Source organism: Streptomyces graminilatus (genome assembly GCF_001418565.1).
In the GTDB taxonomy this organism is placed as follows: domain Bacteria; phylum Actinomycetota; class Actinomycetes; order Streptomycetales; family Streptomycetaceae; genus Streptomyces; species Streptomyces graminilatus.
Genome location: NZ_LIQQ01000060.1, coordinates 1 through 16,531, shown reverse-complemented (window position 1 = coordinate 16,531; position 16,531 = coordinate 1). Strand labels below are relative to the sequence as shown.

Sequence of the window (16,531 nt, the reverse complement as noted above, 5' to 3'; positions counted from 1 at the left end):
CTCCTCGGCCGCCCCCTCCGCTCCCTCCGCCCCCGTCACCTCCGAGTCGCCGAGCGGCGCGCCCGTGACGACCGACCCGGCGTCGACCACGGCCTCGGCCTCGGCTCCCGTCTCCGCTCCGGCCTCGACGGACGCCTCGACGGACGCCTTGACGGACGACTCGACGAACGCCTCGGTGGGCACCGGTTCCGCCGCCCCGGCGTCCACCGCGGCCAAGCCGCCGATCGTCCTGCGGGCGGGCTGGGGCGCGGACGAGTCGCTGAGCCCCGAGGCCCCGGAGTATCTGACCGGCGGGATCAAGGCGGTGGTCGTCCACCACACCGCCGAGTCGAACGACTACACCTGTTCCCAGTCCCCGGCGATGATCCGGGCAATCTACGCGTACCACGTCAAGACGAACGGCTGGAAGGACATCGGGTACAACTTCCTGGTCGACAAGTGCGGCACGATCTTCGAGGGCCGCAAGGGCGGGGTCGACAAGGCGGTCTTCGGCGCGCACGCCTACGGCTTCAACAGCCAGACCACCGGCATCTCCGTCCTCGGCAACTACAGCCTGGTCGCCCCGCCGACGGCGGTCCTGACCTCCGTCGCACGCCTCGCCGCCTGGAAGCTCGGCCAGTACGGGGTCGACCCCGGGCCGACGGCCACCACCACGCTCACGGCGGGCGCGTCCGGGACCAGTGAGTACAACACGAGGACGTGGAAGACGGGCGACAAGCTCGTCTTCCCGACCATCCACGGCCACGGCGACGGTTACGCCACCGAGTGCCCGGGGTCCAAGCTCCACGCCCAACTGGGCACGATCCGCGCCTATGCGGCGGGCCCGGTCACCGGTCTCGCCCTCAAGTCGGTGACGGGCGCGGGCACTTCGGGCTCACGGACGTACACCCAGGCCGCCACGACGGTCAGTTGGTCGGCGACCACCCCGGCCGCCCTGATCACCAGGTACGAGGTGCTGGTGGACGGCGCGGTCGCCGCCACCACCGACGGTACGGCGACCTCGGCGCAGATGAACCTGGGCCTCGGCACGCACGCCGTGTCCGTACGGGCCACCCACATCTCCGGGAGGACGACGACCACCGCCGCCGCGACCGTCGTCGCCGAGAAGACCCCGCCGGCCTTCACCACCGCCCCGAACCTCGCCCTGCGCACCGGCACGGTGGAGACCACGGCCGTCCCGGTCACCCTGAAGTGGAAGGCCACCGACTCGGCCGCCCTGAGGGAGGTACGCCTGACGGCCCCGCTCGCCAGGACGTACGGCCCGACGGTCACCGGCGCCGACCTGACCGCCAGGTCCGGTACGGCCACCACCTGGGCGATGACGGCGTACGACCAGGCGGGCAACACCAGGGCCGCCTCGGTCGCCGGTACGCCGACGGTCCTCCAGGAGACCTCGGCGACCCGCACCGGCACCTGGGTGACGAAGTCGTCCGCCAGTTACCTGGGCGGCAACTCGTACTCGAGCTCCACCAAGAACTCCTCGCTGACCTGGACGTTCACCGGCCGCTCGGCAGCCCTTACGGTGTCGCGGGCCTCGGCGTCCGGCCAGGCCGACATCTTCGTGGACGGGGTGAAGGCCGCCACGGTGGACCTGAAGTCACCGACCACGAAGTACCGCGACGCGATCTGGACGAAGAGCTGGAGCGCGAGCGCCAAGCACACGGTCAGGATCGTGGTCGTCGGCACGACCGGCCGCCCGGCGATCACCACGGACGGCTTGATCTACCTGAAGTAGCCCGCAGTCCGTAGCCCGCAGTCCGCAGTCCGTAGCTCGAACAGCTCGAACAGCCTGGGTGCCGTCCTCGTACGGCGCTCAGGCTGTTCGCGTTTCCGGATCGGCCGGATCGGCCGGATGTGCTGATGTGCTGATGTGCGATCAGGACACCGGGCCGTTGGGCGGTTTGCCCAGCAGGTGCCGGTGGGGCGCGTTCTGTGGCATGTCCGTGAAACGGCCGCTTGATGCCGGTCTGGTGGATGCTCCGTGTGGTGCGGCGATGGCTGCGTGTTACATCAACGAGCGAAACAGGCCGCATCGGGGCGGAAATGGCCGGAGAACAACCTGGCTGGTGCATGTTGGCGCACCTATGCTGCGACCGCTCGGCCTTCACAGTTCCTTCATGGCTCAAACACAGGTTGAGTGCGGTCAGGGGCGTGTGCTTGGCATGCCCATGACCGTTGCCCATGCGCGATTCTCACCCCCCACTGCACACAGTGATGAAAGGGAGAACCATGGCTGGTGGCCTGATCGCGAGCGGCGCGATCGCCGTTCTGTTCGCCGCAGCGATACCCGCACAGGGTGCCCCGTCGTCCTTCGAGGACCCGCCCCCGGACAAGATCGTCATCAAGGTCGCCACGGTGAACGGCTCCGGCTGCCCCGCGGGCACGGCCGCGGTGGCCGTCTCCGGCGACAACACCGCCTTCACCGTCACCTACAGCGACTACCTCGCCCAGGTCGGCGCCAACGCCGACCCCACGGCGTTCCGCAAGAACTGCCAGCTCAACCTGCTGGTGCACGTCCCGGCGGGCTTCACGTACGCCATCGCGAGCGTGGACTACCGTGGCTTCGCGGCCCTTCAGCGCGGTGCGAGCGGCGTCGAGCGGGCCTCGTACTACTTCCAGGGCTCGCCGAGCACGGTGTTCCGCACCCACACGTACAACGGCCCGTACAACGACAACTGGCAGGCCACCGACGCCACCGACTGGGCCCAACTGGTCTGGGCGCCCTGTGGAGTTCAGCGCAACTTCAACATCAACACCGAGCTGCGGGTGAACAAGGGCACGTCGACCGGCAGCAGCTTCATGGCGATGGACTCGACGGACGGCGACATCAGCACGATCTACCACATGGCGTGGCAGCCGTGCCCCGCGAAGAAGTAGGGGTTCCGGGCGCCGTACCGGAGTTGTAGCCCAACGGGGTGCGGACACGGCCTGCCGTGTCCGCACCCCGCTGCCGTTGGGTCTTTCTGTCGAGGGCGGTCGCGGCCCGGCCTACGCCGCGCAGAACTCGTTGCCTTCCGGATCCCGCATGATCCACCAGTGCCCGGCAGGTCCCTTGTCGACCTCACGGACGCGGGTCGCCCCCAGTTCTTCCAGTCGGGCCACCAGCTTGCCGAGGCCGCCGGGCTCGCTGTGGACGTCGAGATGCAGGCGGTTCTTGCCCACTTTGCCCTCGGGCACGTCCTGGAAGAGCAGCCGCCGGCCGCGGCCGACGCCGCTGGTCCGGTCGAACGGGTCCTCGGGGTGGCGGATCGCGGCGTAGCCGCGGAAGGTCCTGCGACCGCGATGCTCGACGACTGCCTCCTCGCCGATGTGGCCGGCGGCCAGCAACTGCTCGATGAGAGTGCTGGGGTCCTCCACCTCGTACTCCAGGGCCGCGGCCCAGAAGTCCGCGAGGGCGGAAGCGTTCGTGCTGTCGATGACCAACTTCCAACTCACTGCCATGTAACCAGTTATATTGGTTACATGGACTCCTCCGCAACCAGAGGGCTGACGCTGCACTCCCATACCGGCGTCGCCTACCGGTTCGACCCCGGCGCGCTGTGCCTGGAACTGCTGACCACCGGCGGCCCCGGCCCCTTCCGCCGGTACGAGGTCTTGCACGAGCCCGCCGACCTGGCCGCGTGGGCGGACCGGTCGCGGCTGACGCCGACGCCCGTGCTGGAGATCTCCGAAGCCGAGGTGGCGGACGCCCGGAGGCTGCGCGACGCACTGTTTCGGGTGGTCGTCGCCCACACACGCGGCGAGCCGAACCCGCCCGGTGACCTGGAGACCATCAACGAGGCAGCGGCCCGTCCGGACCTGGCACCCGCCATCGCGCCGACCGGGCAGCGACAGTGGGCCGGAACCCCTACCGGCACCCACCTGGTGGCCGCCGTCGCACGGGACGCCGTCGAGTTGCTGACCGGCCCTTTCGCGCACCGCGTCCGCACCTGCGCCGCCGAGGACTGCCACCTCGTCTACGTCGACACCTCACGCCCCGGCCGCCGCCGCTGGTGCTCCATGGAGCACTGCGGCAACCGCCACAAGGTGAGGGCGCTGCGTGCCCGCAACTCCGAGGAAGGATGACCCCGATGCCCACCGGACTCACCAAGGACGCGGGCTGGCAGATCGGCGTGTCCCGCACGCTGCCCCACCCCGTGCCCGTCGTCTGGGACTTCATCAGCAGCTCCGAAGGGGTCGCCCTCTGGCTCGGCCCCGGCGCGGTCCTCGTCCCGGAACACGGCGCCCCCTACCGAACGGCCGCAGGGGTGACGGGTGAGGTGCGCGGCTACCGCCCGCGGGACCGCATCCGCGTCACCCACGGCACCACCACGGTCCAGGTCGCCCTCGCCCCCACCGCCGACGGGGCCCGGACGATGCTCCGCTTCCACCAGGAGCACCTGGCGAGCGCCGAAGAGCGCGAACAGCGGCGGGCGCACTGGCGGCACATCCTGGACCGGACCGCCGCCGTCCTCGACCGGCGGTGAGGGCAGCGCGCGACACCTGATCCGCCCGCGCGCGGCTGGACGGCGGCACTTCTCCGGGGCTGGGTCCGGCCGCCAACGTGGGAGCTGTGGCTCTCAGTAGCCGATGGTGAAGCGGCGCTGCACGAAGCGCGGCAGCTCCGCCTCGTCGATCAAGGCGATGGCCGCGTCCTCCACCGAAATGCGGCTGCGGCCGTCGGAGTCCAGGACCGGCTGGTCGCCGCCGATCCGGAAGCGGCCGGTGCGCTCGCCGGGGCCGATTGTCCGGGCGGGCGAGCCGGACTTGAAGGGGAGCCGCCCCCTGCCCGAACTCAGACCCGCCCGGCCTCGGCGACGAACCCGGCCCAGGCGGCGGGGGAGAGGGCGAGTTGGGGGCCCGTCTTGTCCTTGGAGTCCCGGATGTGGATGGTGCCGGGGCAGGTGGCTACTTCTACGCAGTCGCCCTGGCTGCCGCTGCTGTAGCTGGACTTGTGCCAGGAGAGGGCGACTTCGACACAGTCGTCGCCCTGGGAACCGCTGTAACTGCTCTTGAACCAGGCCAGGTTGGGTGTTGTCCTCATAGTGCTCCTCGCATCTGCTCCAGCAGGCTCCGGGAGTCTTCCGGTGTCAGGGCCTGCGATCGCAGTTTCGCATACCGCTGCTGGAGGATGCTGATCCCTTTCGGGTCGGAGATGAGGCGGCCGTTCTCCTGTCCTTCGGAGTAGGCGAACCACTTGTTCGTCGGTGTCTCCAGCAGCTGCAACGGCCCGTCCAGCCCCGCGTGTACGGGCTGCCGAAGCGGCATGATCTGGATCTCCACGTTCCAGTGCCGGTCGAGCACGTCCAGCAGGTGGTCGAGCAGTTCCCGGGTGACCTCCTCGCCGCCCGTGTGTCGCTCCAGCATCGCCTGTTCGATGATGAAGCTGAACGAGCACAGCGGGTCCCGCTGTACGGAGAGCAGCTTCTGCCGTTCGAGGCGGGCTTCGATCCGCCGGTTCGCCTCCGCCTCGGAGGGGATCGGCGGCACGCTCATCGTTACGGCTCGGGCGTACGTCTCCGTCTGCAACAGGCCCGGAATCAGGCGGCATTCGTATGTGCACAGACTGATCGCCGTCAGCTCCAACTGTGCCCACCGCCTGAACCAGGCGGCCAGTCCCGGCTGTCGGTTGAGGAACTCGGCGGCCTTCTTCAGCGCCCCGGTGTTGCCCAGCGCCGCATCCGCTCGCTCCACGAACACCTCGTCGGGCATTCGCCTCCCCAACTCCACGGAGGCCACGGTGTGTTCGGAGAACCGCACCGCGACCGCCAGCTCCTTCCTGCTCATCCCCATGTGCTCGCGCAGTGCCTGGACCACAGCCCCGAAGGTCCGCAGACTGTCCGAGAACTCCGGCTCACCGTTCGCCATCCCCTGCATGCCCTCAACCATCGTCGGCCACCCTTCTCGCACTCGTCCCGGCGAACACACCCGATCCACCAATAGTCACGCGCAGTGACGAGTACTGTCCAGCCCGTAACCGCGTACGCTGCCCCGGCGTACATGGCTCCGAGCTGGCGAAGAGCCCCTCGGGCCCGTCACATTGGGCCCATGAGCGCACCCCCAGCCCCTCAACACCCGGTTACCGTACGTATGTTCACCCAGCGCCTGAGTTCCACCCCGCGAGGCGCCCGCCTCGCCCGGCACCTCGCCGTGGGGCAACTCGACGTCTGGGGCATCCCGTACGGCTCGGACGTCTCCGAGGCCGTCGCGTTGATCGTCGCCGAGCCGGCCGCGAATGCCGTGACCCATGGGCGCGTTCCCGGGCGGGACTTCGAGCTGCGGCTCCGGCTCGTCACGGGCAGCGTGCGCGTCGAGGTCAGCGACACCCGGAGCGGCCCGCGTCCCCCGGGACCGAGGGGCGTACGGGCCACGTCGCTCCTTGCGGAGTCCGGGCGGGGACTGGCCGTCGTCGACGCGGTGGCGGACCGGTGGGAGGTGGTGGACCGGGAGCCACCGGGAAAGACGATCCTGGCCGAGGTGGACGTACCGCAGTGGTGGTCGCTGATGAGGCGGCAGAGGGTGGGCCGGTGAAACCACCGCGGACGCCGCTGGGCGCGCCGACCCCCGGGCCAGGGGTAACGCCCGGCCCGGGTGTCGGCTCAACGGTGCTGGGTCAGGACTGGAGTGCGGGCAGGACCGCCTTGGCCGCCACCCAGCTCGTGCCCCTCGACGCCTCGGCCTTCAGCGGCTCGACATCGATGCGCGGCTCGGCCGGGGCGGGCGCGATTCTCCTTGAGTCCCAGCCGGTGTTGCCGTTGTAGGCGGTGCAGGTGACCTGTTCCTCGATGAGGGGACGTTCCGTGACCCGTACGCTCCTGCACGTCGGATCCAGCCTGGTCACGATCGTGTTGTGGGCGTTGACCAGGGTACTTTTCAGCAAGGCGGTATCGAAGCCGGCGCGGGCCCGGGCGACCAGCGAGATCGGCCCCACCGCGTTGACGGCGAAGCCGAGTTGGTCCACCGCCGCCTTGTCGGAGACGGTGCCGAGGAGGCTGTCGATGCGGGTCACGCAGCCTGTGGTGTCGCGCGCGAACGCCTGAAGCGTGTCCGTCGTGAAGCGCGTGATGTCGGCGAAGTCGATGACGGCCTGCCGGGCACAGGACCGTGCCTCGGCCGTGGCGACCTGGTCGACGTGCGAGAGGATCTCCGTCTTCGCCTGGTTGATCGAGTTCTGGATCCGCTGCGTCGCCTCTTCCAGCGACATACCGCTGTGCGCCGTGTACGCCTGGTAGGCCGAGTACGCCGCCTTCAGCAACTCGATGTATTCGACGACCTGTGGGCTTGCCGCAGCCCGATCTGCGGGCACCGCCCGTACCGCCGGTGCGGCCGACACGGCGGGTGCGGCCTGCACTGCCTGGGTGCCGAAGGGAATCATGGCCGTGGCGGCGAGTAACGCGCCCGCGGTTCTGGTTGCCCATAGCGATCTCATCGTGCTCCTCTTTTTGGAAAGTCGCGGATTCCGATCGTTGCGGGCACAACTCTCCCAGGGAGAAGGGGAGTTGTCTTCAGTGGATTGGACAAACAACTGGCCGTCGCCGACGTCCGAACCGGGACGGTTACGGGGCCGTCCTTCCGACCCCCGTGGCGAGGACGACCCCCGTAACTGTCCCGTGGCCCGCCCGGTCAGTACAGCTTGTTGACGGCCGTGGTCGTGGTCTTCTTGAAGGCGGTCACGGGCGCGTCCTTGAAGTTGCCCATCTGTCCCCACCAGACGACGGTGACGGTCTTGCCGTCCCGTCCGACCGACAGCAGGGAGACGTCGTTGGCGCCCCAGGACGTCTTGGTGTGCACGCCACGGACGTGGGCGCCCTCCTCGACCGGCAGCGTGCCGTAGTCCCGGCCCTCGGCCCAGACGTCGGAGGACGCCTCGATGCGCTGGGCGCAGTTGCGGATCAGGTCGTCGTACTGCTTCGCCAGGTTCTTGGCCAGGGTGGGTGTGGTCGCCGTGACGGTCAACTGCGTGGCGCTGGTGTCCAGGTCGGTGGTGAACTCCCGGTACCGGTACTCGTAGGCCATCACGCCCTCCGTGCTCACGCACTGGCCGAGCGCCTTCGGGAACCCCTCCTTGACCGGCCCGGCGGTCCAGGACGACGACGGGTGCGGCGGCAGCTCGGACGCCGCCAGGAACTTCGGCGCGGCGGCCTTCGGCGCGGCGTCGGCGGCCGGTGCCGTGAGGACCGTACCCGCCGCGACGGCGGCGACGGTGAGTGCGGTGAGAGCGCTCGTTCGAATGCGCATGGACATGGGTGTTTCCCCCGTGGACGAGTGCGTGGATGCGGATGCCCCGGTGGGGCCGGCTGGTCGGGCCGGTCCTGGTCGGTGCGGCACCAAGAGCATCGGCTGTCACGGCGGCCGGGCGCAACAGCCGACGGCCGATCGAGCGGGCTGGAACCATCCCACCCCGTCTGACCTGCGGGTACATGGGGTGCCTGGGATACGGTCCCGGGCCGGACGGGGCCGGACGGGGCCGGACGGGGCCGGACGGGGCCGGTACGGGATGCGGAAACACCCCAAGCCATGATGCGACTTGGGGTGTTTCGTGTTCACGGACAGACTCACGGCCGGATTCACGGCCGGTTTCACGGCCGGAGTGAGAACCGGCTGTCAGCCCGCCTGGCCCATGCCCGCCGCGTTCGGCCAGCTCTGGGCGGCGGGCCAGCCCGTGGCCGGGGCCGGGGCCAGGTTCGGGCCGGTGGTGCCGCGGACCTGGGCCGCCGTGAGGCCGTTGCGGGCCGGGACGCCTGCGGGGTCTGGGGCTGCGTCGGCGCCCTTCTCAGCCAGATCCCCTATGCGCCCTTGACGTTCCTGACGCCCTGGAGGAAGCGTTTCACGCAAGAGCGCGCAACAGACTTGGGACGGGAGGGCACCATGCCCCTAGAGTTCATCGGTATAGACCCGGAGACGCAGGGCGGCGGCTCGCCGACGGTGTGGGTCGAGGAAGAGACGGCTGACCTGGTCCTCCAAGGCGAGACGGCCGACGAGTTGTTGAGGGCACAGGTGAGCGAGACGGAATGGGTCGCCGGTCACGACACGGGAATCCCCGCGCACGAGACAGTGATCCGCGTCCCGGCCCGCATGGTGCCGCTCTTGAGGGAGGCGTGTGATGTCGCAGAACGGCGTGCCGGACTTCTCTGAGCTGCTGGGGTCGGCTCAGCACAGCGCCGTCCATCTGGAGATGCGCGATGTCTACGGCGTGGGCGACGAAGCCGCCGACTTCGAGGAGTTCCGGCGTACCGGTGTCCATCCCGACGCCGATCCCGAGTCCGCAGACTGGGGCGGGTGGGTTCCCCTGGTGAAGGAGACGATCGCCCGAGGCGTGGTCATGCGGCGGGCCCGGATCGTGTCCGAGCCGGTGACGGACTACATCCGCTTCGAGCACGCCGGGACGGTCGTGAACCTCGCGGCCGGGGAACTGGTGCGCTGGCTCCCGCGCCGTCTCGCCTCCGACATCGCCCTTCCTGGCAACGACCTGTGGCTGATCGACGATCAGCGGGTGATGTTCCACTGGTTCACCGGAGACGGCGACTGGGCCGGGCACGAGTTCAACGAGGACCCCGCCGTGGTGAAGATGGTCACCACCGCGTTCGAGACTGTGTGGGAACGCGCCGTCGACCACGAGAAGTTCGCCATCTGACGGCCGCGCACGACCCTCTGCCTATGTTCACCTCTCCCTCCTCCAGCGCCCAGGCGGCCCGCAAAGCCCTCGCCGTGCGCCTGGCGCACCTCCGGAAGGACGCCGGCCTCACCGGGAAGGAACTGTCCGACCGGTGCGGCTGGCATCCTGCGAAAACCACGCGTATCCAGAAGGGCGAAGCGCCCCCCTCGGACTCGGACATCCGGGCCTGGTGCACCGCGTGCGGCGCCGAGGACCAGGTGGACGATCTGATCGCCACGGCCCGCGCGGTCGACTCGATGTACATCGAGTGGCGGCGACTCCAGCGCAACGGCATGCGCAAGGTCCAGGAGGACATCTACGGCTGGTACGAGAACACCGACGTGTGCCGCGCGTACCTCTCCAACGTCGTCCCCGGGTTCTTCCAGACGCCTGCGTACGCCACGGCCCTGATGGAGACCATCACCGTTTTCCAGGGCACCCCCAATGACGTCCCCGAGGCCGTCGCGGCGCGGTTGGCCCGGTCCCGGTTCCTGTACGAGGGCGGTCACCGTTTCCTCGTACTCATGGAGGAGTTGGTGCTGCGGCACCGGATCGGGAGCGCGGAGACCATGCGCGCCCAGCTTCAGCACCTCCTCGCCGTCATGCCGCTGCCCTCCGTCTCCCTCGGCGTCATACCGGCCGGAGCGCCGCGCACCATGTGGCCGCTGGAGGCGTTCTATCTCCACGACAACCGCCATGCCCTGGTCGAGACTCTCACCGCCGAGATCAACGTGACCCAGCCCCGCGAACTGGCCGACTACGGCCGCGCGTTCGAGGAACTGAGGAAAATGGCCGTTCACGGCGACGCTGCTCGCGGGCTGATCAACTCGGCGATTGACTCCTTCAGTTGATGTTCCGCAATTAGCCGCAATCTTCTTGAGGTCGCTCCTCTGCGCTCCCTACCGTCAAGGTAGTCGCCGAGCGCAATCCGCAGGCTCCCCGCCCTCGGCGGCAGTGGAGAGAGGCCCGCCCGTGTCCCCCGCGTGGGCGGGCCGTCCGCCCCTGGACCGAGGCGTGTTTACATGACGATGACGGCAGAGCAAAGCGGACCAGCCGCAGCCTTACCCGGTATCCCACCGCGTGAGGTGTGGCCGGTCGAGGTGATCTCCGGCCGCGCCTGTCCGTCCTGCGGACGTCTGTACTCGCTGGTCCGTCCCGCCCACCGGGTCGACGGTGACGACGTGACCGTGCGCTCGCCGCGCGCCCGCGAGCACAGCATCCCCGCCGCCGGGAGTACGCGGTGACCGGGAAGGGGCAAGGGATCGGCCTGGCCCACCAGTCCCACCCATGGCTCGGCCGCACGGTGACCGACACCCGGAGCGGTCGCCGTGGCGTGCTTCGCGCCATCGCCCCCGACGTCGACAAACCGCACCCGGTCGCGTGGTTGTGGCCGACGGGCGGGGGGGCTGGAGTGGACCTGCGACCCGGGCCTCCTCGCCGACCCCGGTCCGGTTACTCCGGACACCCACCCGCAGACGGCACGCTCGTGATCCTCGATGGCCTCGACAAGGCCGTAGAAGACGCGGCGTGGTGCCTCACCAGAGCGCCCGGCCGCTTTCCCGGCTGGTGATTCCGGCGTTCTACGGGCCCGCAGACTTCCCGCCGGTACCCCGGCGGGAGCACCCGAGAAAAAGAAGGAGCACACGCTATGTACGAGAACACCGCCACGCAGGCCGATGACGGTCTGCTGGTCGCCCGCGCGTCCATCGCCGCCGCCCGTTCCCGCGCCGAGCAGCCCTCCGACGGCGGCAGCACGGGTGTCTCCGACTCCAACGACTGAGCGGCGCTGATCCTGTGACCAGCTTCTCCAAGGTGGTCGAGTGCCTCGGCGGGGAATTCCTCGCCGAGGCTTTCGGCCGCCAACACCGTGTGTGGACCAACGTCGGAGACTTCTCGGACGTCCTCTCCTGGGCCGACCTCAACGACATCGTGGCCCGGGGCCGGCTGGAATCCCCGCGCCTGCGCCTGCACCGTGACGGCGAACTCGTCCACTGGCAGACGTACGCCAGCCCCGTGACAACCCGCCGCAGCACCGTGTGGCAGCGCATCCAGCCGTCCCGTCTGCACGAGCAACTGCACGACGGCGCCTCCCTCGTCCTCGACGCCGTTGACGAACTCCACGCCCCCGTCGAGACCCTGACCCGAGATCTGGAGCGGGTGTTCCGCGCGCACGTCCAGGTCAATGTCTACGCCTCGTGGACGGCTCAGGAAGGTTTCGGAACCCACTGGGACGACCACGACGTGGTGGTGTTCCAAGTGGAGGGGGCGAAGCGCTGGAGGATCTACGGGCCGACCCGGGTCAACCCTCTGTACCGGGACATGGAAGCGCCCGAGGCACCGACCGGCGAGCCCCTGGCCGAAGTCACCCTTCGGGCAGGCGACATGCTCTACCTCCCGCGCGGCTGGTGGCACGCGGTGGCCGCGACCGAGGGCCGATCCCTGCACCTGACGTGCGGACTCCAAACCACGACCGGCGCCGATCTCCTCGCCTGGCTCGCCGACCGCCTACGCGGCTCGGAAACGGTTCGGGCGCACCTGCCCATGTTCGGCGACGACCGGGACCAGGCCGCCTACCTCGCCACCCTCCGTGAGGAAGTCACGGAGGCCCTGGACGACGACGCGATCCGCGAGTTCCTCGGCCTTCGCGACGCGACCGACCCGGGGCGGCTGATGACCTCGCTGCCGTTCCTCGACGGCATTCCGGCCGAGGACGACCTGATCGTCCGGCTCGCCTCCTCGCGGGCGCTGCTTGAAGCCAACGACGAGGGCCAGGTCGTACTCCGGGCCGGAGGCGAGATGTGGACGTTCGCCGCTGCCGCCGCTCCCGTCCTCCAACCACTCGTCGCGGGTCACTCTGCCTCACTCGGCGACCTCGCCGGGGAGGCCGGGCTGACCACAAAGCAGGTCGCGGCCGTCGTCACGGAACTGGTGGCTGTCGACGTGGCGTTGGTGAGCCATCGGTGAGCCCGGAACTCGCGCTCGGCACCTACCACTGCCGGGACATCCCCCGGGCGGTCGGACACGCGACTGCCCGGGGGGTCGTCTGGATCGACGCCGCCCCCAACTACCGCGCCGGACATGCCCACACGCTCCTCGTGTCCGCGCTTCCCCAGCCTCGGCAGGTGAGGATCTCCACGAAGACGGGCTTCTTCGTCCAGGAGGAGGGAGAAGCCGCCGTCGAGGCTGGAATCCTGACCCCCGAGGAAGCCGCCGCCGGCCACAGTCTCACCGCGGATTTCCTCCGGTGGCAGACCTCCCGCTCCCTCGACGTCCTCGGCCGCGCCGACTGCGTGTTCGTGCACAACCCGGAACACGCCACCGACGACCGCGACGAACTCCACGCGCTGCTGCGGAACGCGTTCACCGTCCTCGAAGAGTTCACGGACGCGGACCGGATCGGCGGATACGGGGTCGCCACCTGGTCAGGTCTGGACTCCGGCGCGTTCACCGTGCCGGAAATCCTCACCCTGGCGCAGGAAGCCGCCGGTTCGGGTGACCATCACCTCCGCGCCGTTCAACTCCCCGTCAGCCTCGTCATGGTCCAGCCGATCAGTCTCGCCCTGGACGGACGCGGACCGCTCGTCCACGCCCACGCCGCAGGGCTCGACACGTTCGTCTCCTCGCCACTGCACGGCGGCGAACTCCCAGGCATGGTCACGCGGGAACTGGCCGAACTGATAGGCCCCGGCCTCACCACCGCGCAAGCCGCTCTGCGTGTCGTGGCGTCCACCCCAGGAGTGACACGGGTCCTTCTCGGCACACACAACCCGGCACACTGGGATGCCGCCGCGAACACGCTCGCACTGCCCCCGCTCCCGCTCAAGACGCTCCGGAAGGTGATCGATGTTCTCGGCCCCTGACAACCCCACCGCAGACCGCATGCGCACCGCCAAGAGCCTCGCCTGCACCGCCCTGGGTGTCCGCGACACCGCGCAGAACGCCGTCTGGGGCTACAACGGCCGCACCCTCTCGGGCACCACCGGCAAGGCCGGGGCACAGGACTGGCTTCGGCTGGTTTCCGAGCCCGTCGACCGCGCCCAGGGCAAACTCTGGGACGGCCCGAAGACCGCGCAGGACCATCTCCCGGACAGCATCCCCCGCCCCGCCCTGCACCGGATCTACGACTGGCAGGACGACGGCCACGCGTACCGCGCCGAGTTGTACGAGCACACCGCACTCTCCACCGTCTCCAGCAGCCCTGTCCTCGACGCCGAACTGAACCTTCCTGAGCCCTGGTGGAAGGAACTGCACCACGCACTCGACACTCTGGCCGTCGTCCCCACGGACCGTGTAGCCGTGCGCGAGGAGTACATCCGCCGGGCCGTACCCGAATACACGGGCCACGACGTCGGGGACTCGATCGAATGGTCCACATCCCATGGAGATTTCCACTGGGCGAATCTCACCGGCCCCGAGCTGAAGATTTTCGACTGGGAGGGCTGGGGGATCGCGCCCGTCGGATGGGACGCCGCGCAGCTCTACGTCTACGCTCTCCAGGCCCAGGAGACCGCCGCCCGCGTCCGACACGTACTCGCGCCCATCCTGGACGACCCCCGGACCCGTGCCGCCGAGCTGACCGTGTGCGCCCAGATTCTCCAGGCGGCCGACCGCACACCCTTCTATGCCGCACTCGCCGAGCCCGTTCGCCGTCATCTCCACGGCGTGGAAAGCGCACACCATTCTGCCCGGTGAGGAATTTGGTTGCCCATGCCGGAGAGGCCTTCGGCCGTCTCGCCTCGTCCGGTCACATACGGGATCTCTCCCGGCGGGAATTCGTCATCCATCCTGGACGCCAGGTGCAGCGCCTGGCGTCCGACAGGCTGACACGGAGCGTTTCCTCGCACCCTTACGGCATCAGGAGCCGTCTGGCCACGCCGTCTCAGCAGGCACCCGACAACACACCTGTTTCCCGATCGCCGACCGCCGGACGCTCCACCCCGGCGCGAGCAGGTCGACCAGCCCAAGCCCCCGCCCCGTCTCGGCCTCCGCGCTGTCGAGCGGCGTCGCCCGGCGCCTGGGCAGGGCGCCCGGGTCCGGGTCGTGGACATTCACCGCGACACCGAAGGCCGTCACGTACACCTCGACCACGAGCGGTACGTAATCGCCGTACGCCCGCACCGAGTTACCCACCAGCTCGGAGACGACGAGCTGCGCGGAGTCGACGGCGTCAGCCTCGATGCCCTGCGCCAGCAGCTCCGCGCCGGCCAATTGCCTTACGGCGCACAGGTTCTGAGGCGAGGCAGAGATGTGTGCCGCGAAGCCCTGGGGGCGGGGCCGCAGGTAAAAGCCGGGGACGGCCAGTGCGGCAGGGGCCGTGGTGTCGAGGAATGTGGAGTGCGAGGTGAGGGGTGCAGTGGGGTACATGGCGCCTCCTTGCGGCCACAGGCATGCCAGGCCCAGCAAATACCGCAACTCGGCCGGCCTGAGCCTCGACGTTGCGGCCCAGACGATGGGCTGGATCGGTCCGAAGCTCTCTCGCATCGAGACGGCCAACGGCTACATCCGCCCCGGCGAGGTCGCCCCACTGCTCAAGGCGTACGGCGTGGTCGACCCGGAAGTCATCTCCGCACTGGAGTCCTTGGCCAAGGACGCGCGCAAACAGGGCTGGTGGCAGACGTACAGCGGCATCGTCTCCCCTTCCTACGCCGACTACATCTCCCTCGAATCGGACGCCAGCAGCATCCGCGAATTCACCCCGCTACTCATCCCGGGGTTGTTGCAGACGGCTGCGTACGCACGCGAGAGCATCGCGGCCAACGCCATCACGCGCACGCCGGAGGAGGTAGCGGCGCTGGCCGAAGTACGCCAAGCTCGCCAGGCCGTACTCACACGCCCCAACGGTTCGTTGAAACTCTGGGCCGTGATCCACGAGGCAGCACTCCACCAACGGTTCGCCCTTCGCCCCACAACCATGCGCGAACAGCTACGCCGACTCCTCGACGTCGCGGACATGCCTCATGTGACCCTCCAGGTAATGCCGTTGGAGGCGACACCGCACCCCGGGAACGTCGGCGGTTTCAGCCTGGTCAGCTTCCCCTCGCCGATGCCTGACGTAGTGCTACTGGAGAATCTCATCGGCTCGTCCTACGTTGAGGGCATCGGCGACGTTCGAACCTTCGCCGACGCCTTCGAACGCATCGTCGCGGCAGCGCTCCCGACCGATGACTCGTTGGCCCTGATCGCCGGCATCGAGGAGAAGCAGCGCCAGTGAGCAACAACCGCGCGTCGGACCTGCGCGCCATCGACCTGACCACGGCCGTGTGGCGCAAGGCATCAGCCAGCGGCGGAGAGGGCAACTGCGTCGAAGTCGCCGAACTCTCCGGGGGCGCCAAGGCCGTCCGCGACTCGAAGAACCAGGGCCGCGAAGCTCTCCGATTTACCGCTGGCGAGTGGGCCGCCTTCCGAGAAGGCGTCATCACCGGCGAGCTATGACCAGCGACGCGCCTTTCGCCGAAGAGCGCAAATTTGCGGCGAAGGCCGTGCGGCTGGCCATGGAGGACGCGATCAAGCGCCACCTGCGGCAGGAGTTCTTCGACGCCATCGACTCCGGCGAACTCGACTTCAGCGAGATCATCGAGAACACCGGCCCACGCAACGCGGACGGTTCCCTCCAGCGCATCGGCGGCCGGGCCGGCTGATGCAGGACCGCTACCTGATCGACGAGTCAGCCCTGGCGCGATGGTTGAAACCGCAGGTCAAAGAGGTGCTCAAGCCGCTGCACGAGTGCTGTCTGCTTGCCGTGTGCCACGCCACCGAATGCGAGATGGTGCACTCCGCCCGCACCACCGCCGAGGCCACGCGCCTCAGCACTTGGCTGCACGCCTTCGACTGCCTCACCTGCGGCGAGGACGCCGCCTTCGCCCGCGCCCCCTGCCCTCAGCCCGCCTGGCCCATGCC

Annotated in this window: 24 protein-coding genes; 17 read left to right on the top strand and 7 right to left on the bottom strand. The window is 69.2% G+C overall.

Annotated features, from left to right (window positions below; translation table 11 throughout):
* Positions 1–1,735, top strand: a 1,735-nt coding sequence (locus AOK08_RS06745; RefSeq protein WP_055524526.1) for a peptidoglycan recognition protein family protein, incomplete at its 5' end; no start/stop codon positions are given.
* A 494-nt stretch (positions 1,736–2,229) separates the two neighbouring features.
* Positions 2,230–2,877 carry a DUF4360 domain-containing protein gene (locus AOK08_RS06740; RefSeq protein WP_055524523.1) on the top strand — a complete coding sequence of 216 codons (648 nt, stop codon included), beginning with the start codon at positions 2,230–2,232 and terminating at the stop codon, positions 2,875–2,877.
* A gap of 111 nt (positions 2,878–2,988) precedes the next feature.
* On the opposite strand, the gene AOK08_RS06735 is transcribed toward AOK08_RS06740, so the two are convergent.
* Complete coding sequence (locus AOK08_RS06735) at positions 2,989–3,441, bottom strand: VOC family protein (RefSeq protein WP_055524522.1); 453 nt, start codon at positions 3,439–3,441, stop codon at positions 2,989–2,991.
* 21 nt (positions 3,442–3,462) lie between these two features.
* Between AOK08_RS06735 and AOK08_RS06730 the strand changes: the two genes are divergently transcribed.
* Together AOK08_RS06730 and AOK08_RS06725 are read left to right on the top strand one after the other, a co-directional pair.
* Positions 3,463–4,065, top strand: a complete 603-nt coding sequence (locus AOK08_RS06730) for a CGNR zinc finger domain-containing protein (protein WP_055524521.1) — start codon at positions 3,463–3,465, stop codon at positions 4,063–4,065.
* Positions 4,066–4,070: 5 nt separating this feature from the next.
* Positions 4,071–4,466, top strand: coding sequence for an SRPBCC family protein (locus AOK08_RS06725; RefSeq protein WP_055524525.1), 396 nt, complete (start codon positions 4,071–4,073; stop codon positions 4,464–4,466).
* A gap of 308 nt (positions 4,467–4,774) precedes the next feature.
* Here the strand turns inward: AOK08_RS06725 and AOK08_RS06720 are convergent, their stop codons facing one another.
* Positions 4,775–5,023, bottom strand: coding sequence for a DUF397 domain-containing protein (locus AOK08_RS06720; RefSeq protein WP_055524520.1), 249 nt, complete (start codon positions 5,021–5,023; stop codon positions 4,775–4,777).
* Positions 5,020–5,868: a helix-turn-helix domain-containing protein gene (locus AOK08_RS06715; protein ID WP_055524519.1), complete on the bottom strand. Its 849-nt coding sequence runs from the start codon at positions 5,866–5,868 to the stop codon at positions 5,020–5,022. Before AOK08_RS06715 ends, AOK08_RS06720 begins: the two co-directional genes overlap by 4 nt.
* A gap of 159 nt (positions 5,869–6,027) precedes the next feature.
* Here AOK08_RS06715 and AOK08_RS06710 point away from each other — a divergent pair, with 159 nt between their 5' ends.
* Positions 6,028–6,510 carry an ATP-binding protein gene (locus tag AOK08_RS06710; protein WP_055524518.1) on the top strand — a complete coding sequence of 161 codons (483 nt, stop codon included), beginning with the start codon at positions 6,028–6,030 and terminating at the stop codon, positions 6,508–6,510.
* Positions 6,511–6,592: 82 nt separating this feature from the next.
* On the opposite strand, the gene AOK08_RS06705 is transcribed toward AOK08_RS06710, so the two are convergent.
* The 3 genes from AOK08_RS06705 to AOK08_RS42830 all read right to left on the bottom strand — a co-directional run bounded on the left by AOK08_RS06705 (position 6,593) and on the right by AOK08_RS42830 (position 8,814).
* Positions 6,593–7,408, bottom strand: a complete 816-nt coding sequence (locus tag AOK08_RS06705) for a hypothetical protein (protein ID WP_157876582.1) — start codon at positions 7,406–7,408, stop codon at positions 6,593–6,595.
* 194 nt (positions 7,409–7,602) lie between these two features.
* On the bottom strand, positions 7,603–8,223 hold the full coding sequence (locus AOK08_RS06700; protein WP_055524516.1) for a hypothetical protein: 621 nt from the start codon (positions 8,221–8,223) through the stop codon (positions 7,603–7,605).
* Positions 8,224–8,583: 360 nt separating this feature from the next.
* The gene (locus tag AOK08_RS42830) at positions 8,584–8,814 is read right to left on the bottom strand and encodes a hypothetical protein (RefSeq protein ID WP_079053874.1); all 231 of its coding nucleotides are present in this window, start codon (positions 8,812–8,814) and stop codon (positions 8,584–8,586) included.
* Positions 8,815–8,847: 33 nt separating this feature from the next.
* On the opposite strand from AOK08_RS42830, the gene AOK08_RS06695 reads away from it, so the two are divergent.
* The 8 genes from AOK08_RS06695 (at position 8,848) to AOK08_RS06670 (ending at position 14,326) form a co-directional block, all read left to right on the top strand.
* Complete coding sequence (locus AOK08_RS06695; protein ID WP_055524515.1) at positions 8,848–9,114, top strand: hypothetical protein; 267 nt, start codon at positions 8,848–8,850, stop codon at positions 9,112–9,114.
* Positions 9,083–9,613 carry a DUF6879 family protein gene (locus tag AOK08_RS06690; RefSeq protein WP_055524514.1) on the top strand — a complete coding sequence of 177 codons (531 nt, stop codon included), beginning with the start codon at positions 9,083–9,085 and terminating at the stop codon, positions 9,611–9,613. The genes AOK08_RS06695 and AOK08_RS06690 overlap by 32 nt, the downstream gene beginning before the upstream one ends.
* A 23-nt stretch (positions 9,614–9,636) precedes the next feature.
* On the top strand, positions 9,637–10,485 hold the full coding sequence (locus AOK08_RS06685) for a helix-turn-helix domain-containing protein (RefSeq protein WP_055524513.1): 849 nt from the start codon (positions 9,637–9,639) through the stop codon (positions 10,483–10,485).
* Positions 10,486–10,656: 171 nt separating this feature from the next.
* The gene (locus AOK08_RS45550; protein WP_157876581.1) at positions 10,657–10,878 is read left to right on the top strand and encodes a hypothetical protein; all 222 of its coding nucleotides are present in this window, start codon (positions 10,657–10,659) and stop codon (positions 10,876–10,878) included.
* A 404-nt stretch (positions 10,879–11,282) separates the two neighbouring features.
* The gene (locus tag AOK08_RS48355; protein WP_277816009.1) at positions 11,283–11,414 is read left to right on the top strand and encodes a hypothetical protein; all 132 of its coding nucleotides are present in this window, start codon (positions 11,283–11,285) and stop codon (positions 11,412–11,414) included.
* Positions 11,415–11,428: 14 nt separating this feature from the next.
* The gene (locus tag AOK08_RS06680) at positions 11,429–12,598 is read left to right on the top strand and encodes a cupin domain-containing protein (protein ID WP_055524512.1); all 1,170 of its coding nucleotides are present in this window, start codon (positions 11,429–11,431) and stop codon (positions 12,596–12,598) included.
* Entirely contained in the window at positions 12,595–13,494 is a 900-nt protein-coding gene (locus AOK08_RS06675; protein ID WP_055524511.1) for an aldo/keto reductase, read from the top strand. Before AOK08_RS06680 ends, AOK08_RS06675 begins: the two co-directional genes overlap by 4 nt.
* On the top strand, positions 13,478–14,326 hold the full coding sequence (locus AOK08_RS06670) for a hypothetical protein (RefSeq protein WP_055524510.1): 849 nt from the start codon (positions 13,478–13,480) through the stop codon (positions 14,324–14,326). The genes AOK08_RS06675 and AOK08_RS06670 overlap by 17 nt, the downstream gene beginning before the upstream one ends.
* Before the next feature lie 162 nt (positions 14,327–14,488).
* Here the strand turns inward: AOK08_RS06670 and AOK08_RS06665 are convergent, their stop codons facing one another.
* Positions 14,489–14,998 (bottom strand): ATP-binding protein, encoded by a 510-nt coding sequence (locus AOK08_RS06665; protein ID WP_079053873.1) that lies wholly within the window; start codon positions 14,996–14,998, stop codon positions 14,489–14,491.
* Between AOK08_RS06665 and AOK08_RS06660 the strand changes: the two genes are divergently transcribed.
* The 4 genes from AOK08_RS06660 to AOK08_RS06645 all read left to right on the top strand — a co-directional run.
* A complete protein-coding gene (locus AOK08_RS06660; protein WP_063794024.1) occupies positions 14,997–15,845 on the top strand; it encodes a helix-turn-helix domain-containing protein in 849 nt (282 codons plus the stop codon). The two genes, AOK08_RS06665 and AOK08_RS06660, sit on opposite strands and share 2 nt — an antisense overlap.
* Positions 15,842–16,066: a DUF397 domain-containing protein gene (locus AOK08_RS06655; protein WP_055524508.1), complete on the top strand. Its 225-nt coding sequence runs from the start codon at positions 15,842–15,844 to the stop codon at positions 16,064–16,066. Before AOK08_RS06660 ends, AOK08_RS06655 begins: the two co-directional genes overlap by 4 nt.
* On the top strand, positions 16,063–16,272 hold the full coding sequence (locus AOK08_RS06650) for a hypothetical protein (RefSeq protein WP_055524507.1): 210 nt from the start codon (positions 16,063–16,065) through the stop codon (positions 16,270–16,272). Before AOK08_RS06655 ends, AOK08_RS06650 begins: the two co-directional genes overlap by 4 nt.
* A partial coding sequence (locus AOK08_RS06645; RefSeq protein WP_479683313.1) for a PIN domain-containing protein occupies positions 16,272–16,531 on the top strand: 260 nt, incomplete at its 3' end. The genes AOK08_RS06650 and AOK08_RS06645, both read left to right, overlap by 1 nt.